17 protein-coding genes are annotated in these 17406 nt (G+C 63.9%); 13 read left to right on the forward strand and 4 right to left on the reverse strand.

Annotated features, from left to right (window positions below):
- Positions 1-254: 254 nt before the first annotated feature.
- On the forward strand, positions 255-1829 hold the full coding sequence (locus IVB48_RS02540; RefSeq protein ID WP_247286780.1) for a porin: 1575 nt from the start codon (positions 255-257) through the stop codon (positions 1827-1829).
- A gap of 387 nt (positions 1830-2216) precedes the next feature.
- Here IVB48_RS02540 and IVB48_RS02545 read toward each other — a convergent pair whose 3' ends face one another.
- Entirely contained in the window at positions 2217-3035 is an 819-nt protein-coding gene (locus IVB48_RS02545; RefSeq protein ID WP_247397171.1) for a YkgJ family cysteine cluster protein, read from the reverse strand.
- Positions 3036-3254: 219 nt separating this feature from the next.
- Positions 3255-5660, reverse strand: a complete 2406-nt coding sequence (locus IVB48_RS02550; protein WP_247398131.1) for a lytic transglycosylase domain-containing protein — start codon at positions 5658-5660, stop codon at positions 3255-3257.
- Positions 5661-5955: 295 nt separating this feature from the next.
- Between IVB48_RS02550 and dapA the strand changes: the two genes are divergently transcribed.
- From dapA to IVB48_RS02570, 4 genes are read left to right on the forward strand one after another with little or no spacing between them, the layout of a single operon-like run.
- Positions 5956-6846: a 4-hydroxy-tetrahydrodipicolinate synthase gene (dapA, locus tag IVB48_RS02555; protein ID WP_247397173.1), complete on the forward strand. Its 891-nt coding sequence runs from the start codon at positions 5956-5958 to the stop codon at positions 6844-6846.
- A 24-nt stretch (positions 6847-6870) separates the two neighbouring features.
- Positions 6871-7314: a large conductance mechanosensitive channel protein MscL gene (gene mscL, locus IVB48_RS02560; protein WP_155809647.1), complete on the forward strand. Its 444-nt coding sequence runs from the start codon at positions 6871-6873 to the stop codon at positions 7312-7314.
- 59 nt (positions 7315-7373) lie between these two features.
- Positions 7374-7847 (forward strand): SsrA-binding protein SmpB, encoded by a 474-nt coding sequence (smpB, locus tag IVB48_RS02565; protein ID WP_247361581.1) that lies wholly within the window; start codon positions 7374-7376, stop codon positions 7845-7847.
- Positions 7848-7851: 4 nt separating this feature from the next.
- On the forward strand, positions 7852-8445 hold the full coding sequence (locus IVB48_RS02570) for a peroxiredoxin (protein ID WP_247361579.1): 594 nt from the start codon (positions 7852-7854) through the stop codon (positions 8443-8445).
- Here IVB48_RS02570 and IVB48_RS02575 read toward each other — a convergent pair.
- Both IVB48_RS02575 and IVB48_RS02580 read right to left on the reverse strand, forming a co-directional pair.
- Positions 8442-9116, reverse strand: a complete 675-nt coding sequence (locus IVB48_RS02575) for a uracil-DNA glycosylase (protein ID WP_027567290.1) — start codon at positions 9114-9116, stop codon at positions 8442-8444. The genes IVB48_RS02570 and IVB48_RS02575 overlap by 4 nt on opposite strands.
- Positions 9097-9744, reverse strand: a complete 648-nt coding sequence (locus tag IVB48_RS02580) for an NYN domain-containing protein (RefSeq protein WP_106944133.1) — start codon at positions 9742-9744, stop codon at positions 9097-9099. Before IVB48_RS02580 ends, IVB48_RS02575 begins: the two co-directional genes overlap by 20 nt.
- Before the next feature lie 329 nt (positions 9745-10073).
- On the opposite strand from IVB48_RS02580, the gene rpoZ reads away from it, so the two are divergent.
- From rpoZ to IVB48_RS02620, 8 genes are all read left to right on the forward strand, one after another.
- Positions 10074-10466: a DNA-directed RNA polymerase subunit omega gene (rpoZ, locus tag IVB48_RS02585; protein ID WP_007603391.1), complete on the forward strand. Its 393-nt coding sequence runs from the start codon at positions 10074-10076 to the stop codon at positions 10464-10466.
- A 209-nt stretch (positions 10467-10675) separates the two neighbouring features.
- The gene (locus IVB48_RS02590) at positions 10676-12961 is read left to right on the forward strand and encodes a bifunctional (p)ppGpp synthetase/guanosine-3',5'-bis(diphosphate) 3'-pyrophosphohydrolase (RefSeq protein ID WP_027567287.1); all 2286 of its coding nucleotides are present in this window, start codon (positions 10676-10678) and stop codon (positions 12959-12961) included.
- Positions 12962-13006: 45 nt separating this feature from the next.
- Entirely contained in the window at positions 13007-13759 is a 753-nt protein-coding gene (locus IVB48_RS02595; protein WP_247397176.1) for a pyridoxine 5'-phosphate synthase, read from the forward strand.
- On the forward strand, positions 13756-14175 hold the full coding sequence (acpS, locus tag IVB48_RS02600; protein ID WP_007611179.1) for a holo-ACP synthase: 420 nt from the start codon (positions 13756-13758) through the stop codon (positions 14173-14175). The genes IVB48_RS02595 and acpS overlap by 4 nt, the downstream gene beginning before the upstream one ends.
- A 246-nt stretch (positions 14176-14421) precedes the next feature.
- Entirely contained in the window at positions 14422-15186 is a 765-nt protein-coding gene (gene lepB, locus IVB48_RS02605; protein WP_007603395.1) for a signal peptidase I, read from the forward strand.
- On the forward strand, positions 15183-16049 hold the full coding sequence (gene rnc / locus IVB48_RS02610; RefSeq protein ID WP_247397179.1) for a ribonuclease III: 867 nt from the start codon (positions 15183-15185) through the stop codon (positions 16047-16049). The genes lepB and rnc overlap by 4 nt, the downstream gene beginning before the upstream one ends.
- Entirely contained in the window at positions 16039-16965 is a 927-nt protein-coding gene (gene era / locus IVB48_RS02615; RefSeq protein WP_007611165.1) for a GTPase Era, read from the forward strand. The genes rnc and era overlap by 11 nt, the downstream gene beginning before the upstream one ends.
- Positions 16966-16987: 22 nt before the next feature.
- On the forward strand, positions 16988-17368 hold the full coding sequence (locus IVB48_RS02620; RefSeq protein WP_027567284.1) for a hypothetical protein: 381 nt from the start codon (positions 16988-16990) through the stop codon (positions 17366-17368).
- Positions 17369-17406 lie beyond the last annotated feature (38 nt).

A 17406-nucleotide genomic window follows, 5' to 3' on the forward strand; every position in this document is an offset into this window, starting at 1 on the left:
GCTCCACCGGCTCGTTCTGAAGCGTTCTGTTGTTGTGTGTGCAAGGGCGTTCGGTAATTGTGACTGAGCGACGGAGGGGGGCATCCCGAGGTCGTCCCGTCTTAGGTGGTTCGCTTAAGTCCCTCGCGTTCAGCGGGTGTGTCCGAAGGCGCGAAGCGACTAAGCGGTGAATTTAAGGGACAAGGGAACCAACCTTAGGGTGTCTTCACCCAGCGGATCCGGAACCTTCCCTATGGCAAACTTGGAGGTTTAACATGAAGTTGGTTAAGAGCCTTTTGCTCGGTTCCGCAGCGGGTCTGATCGCTGTCGGCGGAGCGCAGGCAGCCGATCTCCCCGTGAAGGCCAAAGCGGTCGAATACGTGAAGATCTGCTCCCTGTACGGTGCGGGTTTCTACTACATCCCCGGCACGGACACCTGCATCAAGCTGGGTGGTTATCTGCGCGCTGAAGTCGCGCTGAACACCAACTCGGACTACAGCGGTCAGTTCACCGGCAATAACGGTTCCCGCAACCGTCTGACGAACTACTACACCATGCGCGCTCGTGAAGATCTCAACATCGACACGCGCACCGCGACCGAGTACGGCGTTGTCCGTACCTTCTTCGACGGCGTGTTCTCCTGGACGACCGGCAACTACAACGGCACCGGCAGCGCGACCGGCACGACCGCCTACAGCAGCACGCTGGCCCTCAACACCTCGGGTGCGGCCCCGGCTCTCGTCGGTTCCTCGATCAACGGAAACGACGGCGGCACCTCGGGCGGCTCGCTCGGCGTGTACTACGCCTTCATCCAGTTCGCTGGTTTCACGATGGGTAAGGCCGTGTCGCAGTTCGACGCGCCCTGGACCAACTACCCGGGCAACAACTACGACGGTCTCGTCGGCGGCAGCGGCACGGTCACTGGTGTCAACCAGTTCTCCTACACCGCTGACTTCGGTCAGGGCGTGACGGCAGCGTTCTCGGCTGAAGATAGGGCGGCCTACTATGACGCCGGCAACCTGAACATGACCGGCGCGTCTGCGGCTGGCATTCTTGGTGGCTCGTATGGCTCCAACGCCATCGGCGGCACGCGTTCGCCGAACCTCGTTGGTATGGTCCGCGTCGACCAGGCTTGGGGTCTCTTCCAGGCGTCGGTGGCTGCACATGACAACCACGTTGCCTACTACGGCGCGACCGAACCCACCGGTCATCCCGATGACAAGTGGGGTTGGGCGGTTCAGCTCGCTCTGTCGATCAAGAACATCCCGACCGGTGCGGGTGACGTGATCAACATCCAGGGCGTCTACACCGACGGTGCGACCCGCTACAACTTCCAGAACCTCGCGGGCAGCAGCTACTCGATGTTTGGCAGCTCCGGCGTTGCCTACCAGAGCGTCGGCTTCGCCAATGCTCCGGACACCGTGTTCGTCACGGGCAGCCAGCAGGAAACGGTCAAGACCTGGGGCTTCCGCGGTGCGTACACCCACAACTGGGACCCCTACTGGAACACCGCGATCTACGGTGCTTACGCCCAGGCCCAGTTCGGTTCCTTGGCCAAGACCACGATCTGCGGCGCCGGTGGTGCTGGTGGCGTGTTCGGCGGCATTGCCGGTGTGACGGGTTGTAACCCGGACTTCGCCGTCGGCTCGGTGGGTCTCATCACCCGCTGGACCCCGGTCAAGAACTTGACGTTCTCGGCTGACGTTGCCTGGACCCGTATCGACCAGAAGTATTCTGGTGTCATTGGCACCGTTACTCCGTCCGGTACGACGGGCAAGCCGCTTGCAGCCTACGAGCTGAAGGATCAGGACACCGTTACCCTGCTCCTCCGCGCTCAGCGCAACTGGTAAGTTCGGTCTAACGACCTGATAGAAAGCCCCGGCGGGAAACCGCCGGGGCTTTTCGTTTGCACAAGGCGAACTACCGATCTCCAATAGGTTCTGAAGAACGTCTGGATCGATGCGTCGCTTGGGCTTGGTTGGATGCGTAGCTTGGACTAGGTTGAAAGCTTGGCTCGGATAGCGCCATCGCGTCCGATTCAGCGGCGACGCGGCGAGAGGCGCGTCGCTGGCACTCCGACGAGGTCTGTGGCCGCTGCGGCGCTCGCCGTGATCTGCCCGATCTCGATTGCAACCGGCATGCCCCGACTTAAAACCCCATCATTCGCGAACTTTTCAACCCCGCCGTGCGCGTCGAGCAGCACGCGGCGAATCTCGCCGCGCTGCTCTCCGCGGAGTTCAGGCGTGGTTCGATAAGCGGAGAAGTGTGGGCCGGTAAGGCGGACAGGGATCGTCGTCCGCGTCATCCGGAATCACACAGGGGCCGAATTCCTGCCTGATCCGCTCGATCTCGGCGATGCGCTCATGCAGCCGCTGCAGATGCTCTGCCGATGTCGCCCGCCAGAACCGGAAGGTGTCGGCGGCGAGCGGCAGGAACGCCGTGCCGAACGGCGTCGGATCGGGAACGACGGTGCGTCCGAGCAGCAGGAACCTGTCGGCGCCGGAGACGACGAGGGTCGCATAGCCGCGGTTTCCGATTCGCCTGATACCGTTCAGCGACCATTCGGCGAGCTTGCTGAAATACGGCTCCTCGCGCCAGCGATCGGGGCAATGGTCATCGACGGTGACGTTGACCGCGTCCTGGCTGAAATGCACGATGATGCCCAACTTCGCCGGGAACCAGTCGTCGTCGAGATGGCCTTGCAGCCAGGCGCAGACAAACGAGCGGCACATCTGCGGACGGCGGTCGTAGATGCTGCATCCCGTGCCCGTCTGCCAGTGCGTGCAGAGCTGGTTCACCGGCTTGTCGACGGCGGCGACCTCCATGATATCGCAGCAGGCGTTGCACGATCCGCATTGCCGGGTCAGCGGCGCTGTCTTCGGCAAGCCGATCGCGCGAAAGCATTGGCCGTCGCGGACCAATAGCTTCTGCTTCTCCAGTGTGTTCAACGCGCGCTCGATCTTGAGGCGGGATAGTCCGGTGGCATCGATCACGCCCTTCATCGTCGTCGCGCCTGCCTCTACGGCACGGGCGACGCTTAACATTGCCTGACCCATTTTTTGTTGCTCTTATTCCTCTCTTATTACTGTGCGCCCGATCCGCCCTATACGATCTTCCCATTCAGCTTATCGTCGAGGTCGACCGTGCGGTTGCGAGCACTTCGGCCGGATGTCGATGGCCATGGCCCCAAACGCCAGGAGCTGATCGCGTCATGCCCTCGCGGGGATGCTTTGTCATCATCGCCGCAAGCGAATCATTAGACTAGAGGCACGCCTCTATTCCACGCTACCGGCGCCGCGGCGCAAATCGGCTTCGATCTGCAACCGCGTGCCACCGCCGAAGCGGGCGCGGTAGACCTGAAGGTTCTCCATGATCCGCTGCACGTAGTTGCGTGTCTCGGAGAACGGAATCAGCTCGACCCAGTCGACCGCGTCGACCTTGGGATCGCGCGGATCGCCGTAACGATCGACCCACTTCTTCACACTGCCGCGGCCGGCATTGTAGGCGGCGAAGGTCATGATGTAGGAGCCGCGATAGTCCTCGAGCAGCCCACCGAGCTCGGCCGAGCCGAGCGTGGCGTTGTAGGCCGAATCGTTCTTCAGGCGCCCCAGATCGTAGGTCCCGCCGTGGCGCTTGCAGACATAGCGCGCGGCGTCCGGCGTCACTTGCATTAGCCCATAGGCCTGCGCCGGCGAGACGACCGAGGGATTGAAGGCGCTCTCCTGCCGCGCGATGGCGTAGATGATGCTGCGCTCGACCTCGGGGCCGATCGGCGTGAATGGCGGAATGCCGTTGACGGGATAGGCAAAGAAATCGAATGGCAGCCCGCGATTGAGCGCGGCCTTGCCGAGCAGCAGCATGCCGCGCGCGTCGCTGTGGCGCTGGGTGAGCTCGCCAAGGCCGGCCAGCGCTTCGGGATCGCCGTTCTCGCCCATGTCGGCGAGCAACGGTATCGCCATCTCGCGCTCGTCGAGCTCGTAGAGCAGCTGCGCGGCGCGCACGATCTCCAGCCGTTCGGCACCGCGGCTGCGCGGCTGAGCGTTGAGCTCGATCTGCGGCAGGCCGAGCTTGGCGCGCGCGAGCTGGCCGTAATAGCTGGTGGATTGCTCGGCGGCCCGCGCATAGGCGTTGCGCGCCTCCTGCTGACGGCCTGCAGCTTCCGCGGCGCGACCTTGCCAATAGCCGGCGCGCGCCAGCGTGGTCGGATTGACGCTGCCGATCCCGATGCGAGCAAAATGCTGGGTGGCGGCCGCAGGATCGTTGAGGAAGCGCAGCGCGATCCAGCCGGCGGTGAACTCCTGCTCGGTCTTGTAGATGTCGCGCGAGGGCAGGGCGGCATCGCGCGCGATCAGATAGGCGCTGCGGAATTCCTCGGTGTCGATCATCTTGCGCGCCAGGAGGCGCCGCTCGATCCACCATTCGTCGAGATTGTAGAGCCGGCCCGGATCCTTCGGTGCCGACAGCATGAGCTGGGCGGCTTCCGCAAATTTCTCCTCGCGGCGCAGCAGCTGGATCTTGCTGAAGATGAAGCCGGGATCGCCGTGCAGCTCGCGCGGCACGGCTTCGAGCAGCGCACGCGCGTTCGGCGCCTTCTTGAGGGAGGCGATGCGGGCCTTAGCGAGCGCGACATAGCCGGCCCCGAGGCGCTTTGCAGCACGCAGTGCGGCCTCGTTCTCGCTGCCGTAGAGCAGCGTGTCCATCCGCGCCTTCTGATCGCCGGGCGTCAACAGCGCGCCGAACTGATCGAGTGCGTTGTTCTCGGTCTCTTCTGACATCGGGTCGCTGCGCCAGGCATCGCGCACCAGACGTTCGGCATTGGCGCGGTCGCCGCGCGCCAGCATCGCCTTGGCGAGCGTGAAGCGGCCCTTGGCGGACACGGGGGACTCGTTCTCGAACCACGACCACGCGACCTGGTCGTCGCGCCGGTCGTCCCACATCGCGGCCTCCAGGCGCCGGCGCAGGAAGGTCTGTGACGGCCAGCTCGGATTGGCGGAGAGGAAGGCGCGGTAGCGCTCCACAGTCGCGCCATTGTCCTCGCTGCGCAGGATGATCCATTCCGCAAGCTTTCGCGCGACGGGATCCGAGATCGCGGCCGCGGCATTGGTCGCGTCGCCCGACTTGCGCTTGCGCACGAGCTCGATCACGGTTTCCAGCGTGTCCTTGTCGGCTTGCGAGGTCGAGGAGGTCGCGGCAACCGCAGCCGGTGTGACCGGCTTGCGCGGGGCGGCATGTTGGCGGGTCGCAGGAGCCAGGACCGGAGCGGCGACGGGTTTGGCGGGGGCCGGGGCGGTCGGTCTGACGGTGGCTGTCGCAGCCGGCGCAGGTGCGGTCTTCGGGACCGAGCCGCCAGCGGTCGGCGTTGACTTTGGCGCGGCAGCGGTAGGCTTCAGCTTGTCCTTCGCAGGTTCCTTGCCTGCGTTCTTGCCAGCATCCTTGCCAGCATCCTTGGCAGGCTTCTTCGCGGCATCCTTGGCGGGGGCACTGGTCGCGCCCTTGCTTGCCCCCTTGGCGGCGTCCTTCGGAGTTTCCTTGCCGGTTCCCTTGGACGCATCCTTCGCAGTGCCCTTGGCGGCTGGCTTGGCTGCGGGTTTCGCGGTTTCCTTCGCGGTTTCCTTGGCCGTTTCCGCGGTTGTCTCATTGGATTTGGCCCAGGCGGCGCAGCCGGCCGACAGCCCTGCCATCAGGCACACGATCAGGCCGGTGGATCGCCATGCGGCGCGCGGAAATGAGATCACGGCGTTTCGTCGCCCCGAATCAGTCAATTGGCTCAAGACCTAGCTGTACAAGATCTGGCTGTATTTGATTGAATATGCGGACAAATTACCAACAGCCGCTTACCTTCGCCCGGTTTGCACCACCACCGCGGCAAAATCGCGGCCTAAACGGTGCGTCAGACGGGAGCGGGTCTTTTACCGGCGGGATAGACCCGATATGAATGCGGCCTGCGCTCAAGATTGCCGCGTACGGAGGAAGTCCATGGCAGCCAAGACAAAATTCCGGGGATCGTTCACCGCCTTGGTCACGCCGTTCAAGAACGGCTCGCTGGACGAGGCGGCGTTTCGCTCCCTGGTCAACTGGCAGATTTCAGAGGGTACCAACGGCCTGGTTCCCGTCGGCACCACAGGAGAGAGTCCGACGCTGAGCCATGACGAGCACAAGAAGGTCGTCGAATGGTGCATCGAGGAAGCGAAAGGCCGCGTGCCTGTCGTCGCCGGCGCCGGCTCCAACTCGACTAAGGAGGCGGTCGAGCTCGCCCAGCACGCCGAAAAGGCGGGCGCCAATGCGGTTCTGGTCGTGACGCCCTACTACAACAAGCCGACCCAGGAAGGCATGTACCAGCACTTCAAGGCGATCAACGACGCGATCGGGATTCCGATCATCATCTACAACATCCCGCCGCGCTCGGTGATCGACATGTCGGTCGACACCATGACGCGGCTGTGGGAGCTCAGGAACATCGCCGGCGTCAAGGACGCCACGGCCAGCATGGTCCGCGTCTCGCAGCAGCGCGCGGCAATGGGCGAGGACTTCAACCAGCTCTCGGGCGAGGATGCGACCATCCTCGGTTACATGGCGCACGGCGGCCATGGTTGTATCTCGGTGACCTCGAACGTCGCGCCGCGGCTGTGCTCCGAGTTCCAGGCCGCCTGGGCGAAGGGCGACCATGCCACCGCGTTGAAGCTGCATGACAAGCTGATGCCGCTGCACAACAACCTCTTCATCGAGAGCAATCCGGCGCCGATCAAGTACGCGCTGTCGCTGCTCGGCAAGCTCGACGAGACGCTGCGGCTGCCGATGGTGCCGGTCACCGAACCGACCCGCGTTGCCGTGCGCAGCGCGATGGTTCATGCTGGCCTCATCAACTGACGCTAGCCGAACGGGGAGCTTTTCATGGCGATCGAGGAAAGAGGCACGCGGATGCTCACGGAGTTCCGCGAGTTCGCCATGAAGGGCAACGTCGTCGACCTCGCGGTCGGCGTCATCATCGGCGCGGCCTTCGGCGCCATCGTCACGTCGCTGGTCGGCGACGTGATCATGCCGATCATCGGTGCGGCCACCGGCGGTCTCGACTTCTCGAACTACTTCACGCCGCTTTCGGGCAAGGTCACCGCCGCAAATCTGGCGGACGCGAAAAAGCAGGGTGCCGTCTTGGCTTGGGGCAACTTCCTCACGCTGACGATCAACTTCATCATCATTGCCTTCGTGCTGTTCCTGGTGATCCGTGCCATGAACAAGTTGAAGCGCAAGGACGAGGCGGAGCCTGCCGCTCCGCCGAAGCCGTCGGCCGAGGTCGAGCTGCTGACCGAGATCCGCGATCTCCTCAAGAAGTCTTGACGCGCGCGCTTCATCCAAACTGTTAGCGTCCTCGCGCATCTCGATCAGGTTTGTCTTCCATGGCCGACAAGAACGAACGTCCGATCAAGGTCATGGCGGAAAATCGCAAGGCCCGCTTCAACTATGCGATCGAGGATACGATCGAGGTCGGCATTGCGTTGACCGGCACCGAGGTCAAGTCGATCCGCAGCGGCAAAAGCACGATCGCGGAATCCTACGCCGATTCCAAGAACGGCGAGATCTGGCTGATCAACGCCACCATTCCGGAATATCTCCAGGGCAACCGCTTCAATCACGAGCCCAAGCGGCCGCGAAAACTGCTGCTGCATCGCAAGCAGATCAACAAGCTGATGGGGGCGGTCGACCGCGAAGGCATGACGCTGATCCCGCTCAAGCTTTACTTCAACGAGCGTGGTCGCGCGAAATTGCAGCTCGCGGTTGCAAAGGGCAAGAAGCTGCACGACAAGCGCGAGTCCGAGAAGAAGCGCGACTGGAGCCGGGAGAAGGGCCGCCTGATGCGTGCGAGGGGATAGCGGGATGACTCAGAGAAACCTGCTCGAGGTCGATTGGAGCCGGATTCCCGCACCCGCGGACGACGGTGGTGCCGCGCACCTGAAAGGCATGACATTGCCGCCGGTCAGCCTGCTCGCGACTGACGACACGTCGGTCGCGCTGTCGGCGCTGCGTGGCCGGACTGTGGTGTTCGCCTATCCGCGCACCGGCGAGCCCGGCAAGATCGCGCTGGTCGACGATTGGGACATGATCCCGGGCGCGCGCGGTTGCACGCCGCAGACCTGCGCATTTCGCGATCTGTTCGCCGAGCTGAAGGCCGCCGGTGCCGCGCAGGTGTTCGGCCTCTCGACCCAGAGCAACGCGTACCAGACCGAGATGGCCTCGCGGCTGCATCTGCCGTTCCCGGTGCTCTCGGACGACAAGCTGGCGCTTACGCGCGCCCTGAACTTGCCGACCATGGAGGTCGCGGGCCTCACACTGATCAAGCGCCTCGCGCTGATCGTTGACGACGCCAGGATCACGCATGTGTTCTATCCGGTGTTTCCGCCCGACCGAAACGCCGGCGATGTCCTGGACTGGCTGAAGGGCAATGCCGCCACGGGCTCGTCTAAGGACTAGTCGAGGTCGGCCTTCACCTTCGCGAACACGGAGCGGAACATGTCCGGCGTCAGCACGCGGGTGTTCGTGTTGTAGCGGGAGCAGTGATAGCTGTCGTAGAGCCTGAATGCGCCGGCCTGATGCACGGCGCCGTGGCCGAAGGGGGCCTGTGATCCCTTCAGGTTCAGCGGCTTGAGCACAGTGTCGTGCGCAATACGCCCGAGGGCGACGATCGCGCGCAGGTTCGGCATCGTTGCGAGATTCGCCGCGAGGAACTGCCGGCAGGTGTTGATCTCGACCGGCAGCGGCTTGTTCTGCGGCGGCACGCAATGCACCGCATTGGCGATCCGACAGTCGACCAGCTTCAGGCCGTCGTCGGGACGCGCCTGATATTTGCCCTTGGCGAAGCCGTATTCGAGCAGCGTCGCGTAGAGCAGGTCGCCGGCATAATCGCCGGTGAAGGGACGGCCGGTACGGTTGGCGCCCTGCATCCCCGGCGCGAGGCCGACGATCAGCAGGCGCGCCTTGATGTCGCCGAAAGGCGCAACCGGTGCATTGTGCCACAATGGCTCGCGCGCGCGGTTCGCCTCGCGAAAGGCGACCAGGCGCGGACAGAGCGGACAGTCACGGTCGGGGACGAGGCTGAGAGGCTGGCGGCTTGACCGGGCCGCCTCACTCCTCGAAGTCGTCATCGCCCCTCGCCGGCGCCATCGTGGTCGCGCGCTGGAGGAACTGCGGAGCGTGGTGGCGCGCCTCGCGGTCGCCGCGGTCACGCGGGGCGGGGCGCTCGGACGGGTCGCGACCGAGCTTGGACTGCAGCTCGACGAGGTCGGTGAAGACGTCGGCCTGCCGGCGCAGCTCGTCGGCGATCATCGGCGGCTGGCTCGCGATCGTGGAAATCACGGTGACCCGCACGCCACGGCGCTGAACGGCCTCGACCAGGGAGCGGAAGTCGCCGTCACCCGAGAATAGCACCATCTGGTCGATGTGCTCGGCGAGCTCCATCGCGTTCACGGCGAGCTCGATGTCCATGTTGCCCTTGACCTTGCGGCGGCCGGAGGCGTCGATGAACTCCTTGGTCGCCTTGGTGACGACGGTGTAGCCGTTGTAGTCGAGCCAGTCGATCAGCGGGCGGATCGAGGAGTACTCCTGATCCTCGATGATGGCGGTGTAGTAGAACGCCCTCAGCAGCGTCCCGCGACTCTGAAACTCCTTCAGCAGGCGCTTGTAATCGATGTCGAAGCCCAGAGTTTTCGCCGTCGCGTAGAGATTGGCTCCATCGATGAAGAGCGCGATCTTGTCGGAAGAGGAAGGTGACATTCAGTTTGCTCGCGTAGAGTTCGTGATTGATCGTTTATTGTTGGCGCGGCGACAGCAAGCCGCGCACTTCTAAAGTCCCGCCGAAACCCGTCGAAACCGCAAATCCGGAGAAGTCGGGGCAATCAAGGTATAGTTATGGCCAACTTGCACACTCCCGGCGCCGCCGTCGCCGGCAGCCCGGGAAACCACCCATCTCAGCCCCAATGTGGGGGTAGCAGAGCCGTTTGGCGAGGCCAAATCACAAATTGGCCTTGCGAAACCCTGCCGGCCCCTATAACTACCGCCATTCATCCACATATTTCGTCCCACCCACAACGGAGCGACAGTCGATGGCTCGCGTCACCGTAGAAGATTGTATCGACAAGGTCGACAACCGGTTTGACCTGGTCCTGCTGGCCGCCCACCGCGCCCGCATGATTTCGTCTGGTTCACAACTAACGGTTGATCGCGATAACGACAAGAACCCTGTTGTGTCTTTGCGCGAAATTGCTGAGACCACCATTTCGCCGGAGGACCTCCGCGAGGAGCTGGTGCACTCGCTGCAGAAGTTCGTCGAGGTCGACGAGCCCGAGCCGGACACCGTGCCGCTGATCGGTTCCGCCGGTGCAAGCGTGGATGCAGACGATACCGAAGTCGCCGTTGAGCGCATGACGGAAGAAGAGCTCCTGAAGGGTCTCGAAGGCCTGGCGCCGCCCGAGGAGCAGCCCGAGGAGGACGAGTAAATCGTCCCATCGCGCTCATCGACTTCTTTGTGATCTTATCAAAGGCCCGAACCATTGTTCGGGCCTTTGCTTTTGTTGGCGTTTTCGTGGTTACCATAGCGTGGTCGGTTCGCGCCTGTTCCTGTCACTGAATTGATCGGACACGCGCGCGATCGGAGCTAAGATGTATACAACGGGCTGTGTCGTGGTCCGTTTGAAGGCAGGACGGCATGGTATATCGACGCCGCACACCAACGCAGATGCAGGCCGCAACCGAATCGGTTGCCGTGGCCCCGACTGCGCCGGTGGCGCGCCCTGCGAAGCCTCGCGCGCGCATGATGCGTCAATATGACCTCGTCGAGCGCGTCAGGTCCTACAATCCCAACACCGACGAAGATTTGCTGAACCGCGCCTATGTCTACGCCATGAAGGCGCACGGCTCGCAGACCCGCGCCTCGGGTGACCCGTACTTCTCCCATCCGCTCGAAGTGGCGGCGATTCTGACCGACCTGAAGCTCGACGACGCCACCATCGTGGCTGCGCTGCTCCACGACACGATCGAGGACACCGAAGCGACGCGGGCCGAGATCGACCAGATCTTCGGGCCCGAGATCGGCGCGCTGGTCGAGGGCCTGACCAAGCTGAAGCGGCTGGAGCTGGTGTCGCGGGAGGCCAAGCAGGCCGAGAATCTGCGCAAATTGTTGCTGGCCATTGCCGACGACGTCCGCGTGCTCCTGGTGAAGCTCGCCGACCGCCTGCACAACATGCGCACGCTGGACTTCGTGCCGACGGAATCGCGACGGCGCATTGCCGAGGAGACGCTCGACATCTATGCGCCGCTGGCAGGGCGCATGGGCATGCAGGAAATGCGCGAGGAGCTGGAGGACCTGTCGTTCCGGACCCTCGACCCGGAAGCCTATTCGGTGGTGATGCAGCGGCTCGATGCGCTGGCCGAGCGCAACCGCAATCTGATCGGCGAAATCGAGGACCAGCTCTCCAACAATCTGCGGCACCGGGGCTTGGGGGCGCGGGTCTATGGCCGCCGCAAGAAGCCATTCTCGATCTGGACCAAGATGGAGCGCAAGTCGGTCGGCTTCGAGCAATTGTCCGACATCTTCGGTTTCCGCGTCGTCGTCAACGACATCGAGGCCTGCTACCGCGCGCTCGGCATCGTCCACACGAACTGGCCGGTCGTGCCCGGGCGGTTCAAGGACTACATCTCGACGCCGAAGCAGAACGACTACCGCTCGATCCACACCACCGTGATCGGCCCCGGCAATCAGCGCGTCGAGTTGCAGATCCGCACCGAGGCGATGGACCAGATCGCCGAGCGCGGCATCGCCGCGCACGTGTTCTACAAGGAAGGCGTGGGCTCGCCGACCGAATTTCTCAAGCGCGAGTCCAATGCGTTCGCCTGGTTGCGCCACACCATCGGCATCCTCTCGGAGAGCGCCAACCCCGAGGAATTCCTCGAGCACACCAAGCTCGAGCTGTTCCACGACCAGGTGTTCTGCTTCACTCCGAAGGGCAAGCTGATCGCGCTGCCGCGCCATGCCAACGTGATCGATTTCGCCTATGCCGTGCATACCGACGTCGGCAACAGCGCGGTGGGCTGCAAGATCAACGGCCAGTTTGCGCCGCTGTCCTCGGAGCTTCAGAACGGCGACGAAGTCGAGGTGTTGACCTCGGAAGCGCAAGCTGCGCCGCCGTCGGCCTGGGAAACGCTCGCGGTCACCGGCAAGGCGCGTGCCGCGATCCGCCGCGCGACCAGGACTGCAGTGCGCGATCAATATGTCGGTCTCGGCCGGCGCATCGTCGAGCGCCTGTTCGAGCGCGCCAAGATCGAATACGCCGACGACAAGCTCAAGGGCGCGCTGCCGCGACTGGCGCGGACCTCGATCGAGGACGTCATGGCGGCTGTGGGACGCGGCGAGATCAAGGCCTCCCACGTCGCGCGTGCGATGTATCCCGACTACAAGGAGGAGCGCATCGCGCGCTACGGCGTCAAGAAGGGGCTTGCCGGCAAGCTCAAGGAGAAGTCGTCCGAACCGCCGCGCAGCCCGGTCGCGATCCCGATCCGCGGCATCAATTCCGACCTGCCAGTGAAGTTCGCGCCGAACGGCGGCGCGGTGCCCGGTGACCGCATCATCGGTATCGTCACGCCGGGCGAGGGCATCACCATCTACCCGATCCAGGCCCCGGCCCTGAAGGATTTCGAGGAGGAGCCGGAGCGCTGGCTCGACGTGCGCTGGGACATCGAGGACTCCACGCCACAGCGCTTCCCGGCCCGCATCAAGGTCGAGAATGTCAATGAGCCCGGCGCGCTGGCGCAGATCGCGACCGTGATCGCCGAGCACGACGGCAACATCGACAACATCAGCATGCAGCGCCGCTCACCGGATTTCACGGAGACGACGATCGATCTCGAAGTCTACGATCTCAAGCATTTGAGCGCGATCCTGGCCCAGCTGCGCGCGAAGGCGGTCGTCGCCCGCGCCGAACGTGTTAATGGATAGACGCCTTCCGTCCTGGTCTATCCCTGTGATTCCGTGAGTCCTGAAATGCCTGCACCTCCGCTCCGCCTCGGCGTTAATGTCGACCATGTCGCGACCCTGCGTAACGCGCGCGGCGGCCGCAATCCGGATCCGGTGCGCGCGGCGCTGCTGGCGATCGAGGCCGGTGCCGACGGCATCACCGCCCATTTGCGCGAGGATCGCCGGCACATCCGCGACGAGGACATGGCGCGGCTGAAAGCCGAGATCTCCAAGCCGCTCAATTTCGAGATGGCGGCGACCGACGACATGATGCGCATTTCGCTCGCCACCAGGCCGCACGCGGTGTGCCTCGTGCCGGAGCGGCGCCAGGAGGTGACGACCGAAGGCGGGCTCGACGTCGTCGGCCAGCACAATGCGCTGGCGGCCTATATCGCGCGGCTGAACGATGCCGGCATCCGGGTGTCGCTGTTCATCGCGGCAGATCCCGCCCAGATCGAGATGGCGGCGCGGCTGCGCGCCCCCGTGATCGAGATCCACACCGGCGCCTGGTGCGACGCCGTCGTCGACGGTCACACTGATAAGGCCGAGGCCGAATGGCGGCGGATCGTGGCGGGGGCGAAGCTGGCGAAGGAAGCGGGGCTGGAGGTTCACGCCGGACACGGGCTGGACTACGCGACGGCGGAGACGATCGCAGGCTTGCCGGACATCATGGAGCTCAACATCGGTTACTACATGATCGGCGAAGCCCTGTTCGTGGGTCTCGCCGAGACGGTTCGCAGCATGCGCGCAGCGATGGACCGCGGCCGGAGCCGGGTATGATCATCGGCATCGGCTCCGATCTGATCGACATCACCCGTGTCGGCAAGGTGATCGACCGCCATGGCGAGCGCTTCCTCGACCGCATCTTCACCGCGGCCGAGCGGGCCAAGGCGGAGCGGCGCGCCAAGAACGAGAAGATGGTGGTCGCGACCTACGCCAAGCGCTTCGCCGCCAAGGAGGCTTGCTCCAAGGCCCTTGGCACCGGCATCAGGCGCGGCGTGTGGTGGCGCGACATGGGTGTGGTCAACCTGCCGGGAGGGCGGCCAACCATGCAATTGACGGGCGGGGCGCTGGCCCGGCTCCAGGCCCTGACGCCGGAGGGGTTCGCGGCGCAGATCGACCTGTCGATCACCGATGACTGGCCGTTGGCACAGGCCTTCGTCATCATTTCCGCCGTGCCGCTGGCCAAACCCTGACGGTACTCCGATCATTTTATAATTCGCATTCAAAATCAAACGCTTATGCAGTTTTGATGCGATCCTTGATTGCGTGGCCTCCGACAACCGTCTAAAAGTCCGCGGACGCAAATCAGGCTGGGCGAATTCGGCTTTACGCCGGAATTGGCCCTCATTATCAGAATCAGGACAATCTCCTTGGCCGCGAGCGATGGGCTGCTCGCGCGAGGAGGGCGCTCTGTGACCGCCGGCCGAATTGAGAGAGCAATGAGCGTGACTTCAGGAACGAAAACTGAGAGCGGCGTAGGCGAAACGATCCGGGTCGTGATCCACGCTCTCCTGATCGCGCTGGTGATCCGCACCTTCCTGTTCCAGCCGTTCAACATCCCATCCGGCTCGATGAAGGCGACACTGCTGGTCGGCGACTATCTGTTCGTCTCGAAATATTCCTACGGCTACAGTCACTATTCGATCCCGTTCTCGCCGCCGCTGTTCTCGGGGCGGATCTGGGGCTCGGACCCGAACCGCGGCGACATCGTCGTATTCCGCCTGCCGAAGGATGATTCCACCGACTACATCAAGCGCGTGATCGGCCTGCCCGGCGACCGCATCCAGATGCGGGACGGGCTGCTCTACATCAACGACACGCCGGTCGAGCGGCAGCGCATGAGCGAATTTGTCGGCGAGGACCCCTGCGGCGCCGAAGGCAGCGGCGTCTCCCGGGTGAAGCGCTGGAAGGAGACGCTGCCGAATGGCGTGTCCTACGAGACGCTGGACTGCGCCGACAACGGCTACGTCGACAACACAAACGTCTACACCGTGCCGACCGGCCACTTCTTCATGATGGGCGACAACCGCGACAACTCCACCGACAGCCGCTTCCTCGGCCAGGTCGGCTACGTCCCACAGGAGAATTTGATCGGGCGCGCCCAGATGATCTTCTTCTCGATCGCCGAGGGCGAGCATGCCTGGATGTTCTGGCGCTGGCCGTGGGCGGTGCGCTGGAATCGCTTCTTCAAAATCGTCCGATGAAAGACGAAGCCAAGGACATCGCGACCCTACCGACCGAGGCGCAAGCGGGCCCCGACGGCGAAGCTGCGACCAAGGCGCTTGAGAGCAAGACTCTTGAGAGCAAGGCGCTTGAGATCAAGGCGCCTGCAAAGAAGAAGCGGGTGCGGAGCAGCAAGGCCAGGAGCTCGGATGCGAATGCGGGGCTCGAGGCACGCATCGGCTACAGCTTTGCCGATCCGAATCTCTTGATGCAAGGCATCACGCATGTCTCCGCGCTGAAGTCCGGGCGCAAGCGCGGCGACAGCTATCAGCGGCTGGAATTCCTCGGCGACCACGTGCTCGGGCTCGTCGTCTCCGATATGCTCTATCATGCCTTCCCGAACGCCGATGAAGGCGAGATGTCCAAGCGACTTGCCGAACTGGTGCGCAAGGAGAGCTGCGCCGATGTCGCCAAGTCGCTCGGTCTGCTCGACGACATCAAGCTCGGCTCGGTCGGCCCCAGCGCCGACGCGCGCCTGCGCAAGAGCGTGCTCGGCGACATCTGCGAGGCCGTGATCGGCGCCGTCTTCCTCGACGGCGGCTACGCGGCGGCGGCCGAGTTCGTCAAGCGCAATTGGACCGAGCGCATGCACAAGCCGCGGCGTCCGTTGCGCGATCCCAAGACAGTTCTTCAGGAATGGGCGCAGGGCAAGGGATTGCCGACGCCCGTTTATCGCGAGGTCGAGCGCACCGGCCCGCATCATGATCCGCAATTCCGCGTGGCGGTCGATCTTCCGGGACTCGCTCCAGCGGAAGGCATCGGCGGCAGCAAGCGCGCGGCAGAGAAGGTAGCAGCTTCAGTGATGATCGAACGTGAAGGCGTTGGCGGCGGCAATGACGGTTGAAGCAAGCGGCGAGGCGCCCACTGCCACGCGCTGCGGCTTCGTCGCGCTGATCGGCGCGCCGAACGTCGGCAAATCCACGCTGGTCAATGCGCTGGTCGGGGCCAAGGTCACGATCGTCTCGCGCAAGGTGCAGACCACGCGCGCGCTGATCCGCGGCATCGTGATCGAGAACAACGCGCAGATCATCCTGGTCGATACGCCGGGCATCTTCCTGCCCAAGCGCCGGCTCGACCGCGCCATGGTCTCGACCGCCTGGAGCGGCGCGCATGATGCCGACCTCGTCTGCGTGCTGCTGGATGCCAAGGCCGGCATCGACGAGGAAGCCGAGGCGATCCTCACCAAGGTCGCCAGCGTCAAGCACGAGAAGATTTTGGTCATCAACAAGGTCGACCTGGTCCAGCGCGAGAAGCTGCTGGCGCTGGCGCAGGCCGCCAACGAGCGCATGGCCTTCGCAAAGACCTTCATGATCGCGGCGATCTCCGGCGACGGCGTCGACGACCTCAGGCATACACTGGCCGAGATTGTGCCGCCGGGGCCGTTCCTCTATCCCGAAGACCAGATGTCGGACGCGCCGATGCGGCAGCTTGCGGCCGAGATCACGCGCGAGAAGATCTTTCGCAAGCTGCACCAGGAATTGCCCTACCAGTCCACGGTCGAGACCGACAAGTGGGAGGAGCGCAAGGACAAATCGGTGCGCATTGAGCAGACGATTTTCGTCGAGCGCGAAAGCCAGCGCAAGATCGTGCTCGGCGCGGGCGGCGCCACCATCAAGTCGATCGGCGCGGACTCGCGCAAGGAGATCGGCGAGATCCTGGGCGTGCCGGTGCACCTGTTCCTGTTCGTCAAGGTGCGCGAGAACTGGAGCGACGATCCCGATCGCTACCGCGAGATGGGCCTGGAATTTCCCAAAGAATAACCAAGAAAATGATCGGTCAGCGATGAGCGTACCCAGCAACGTACGGCGCTTCGAAGCGTTGCTCTATGCATCGTTGATGCTGGATGCCTTGTCGGTGGCGGTGCAGGACCGCACGCCCAATGCCGAGATGACCGAGCAGATGATCACGACGTCGACGCTGCTTGCCGGCGGCATGATCCTGCTGCTGGTGTACTTCGTCAGGCTGGCCGCGCACGGGCGCAAGAACTGGCCGCGCTGGGTGCTGGCGGCGGCGCTCGTACTGTCGGTCATCTCGCTCGGCCAGATCATCGGCGAGAAAGGCATGGAACTCGACAGTGCCATCGAGATCGTCTCCTGCGTGCTGACGGCGATGGGATTGTATTTCTCGTTCCGCGGCGACGCGCAGGGCTGGTTCAATGCGTAAGGTGTCGGGCGGATTGGCGGCGCGCAATCCCGCCAATC

This window comes from Bradyrhizobium sp. 76 (genome assembly GCF_023073025.1).
Classification (GTDB): Bacteria; Pseudomonadota; Alphaproteobacteria; order Rhizobiales; family Xanthobacteraceae; genus Bradyrhizobium.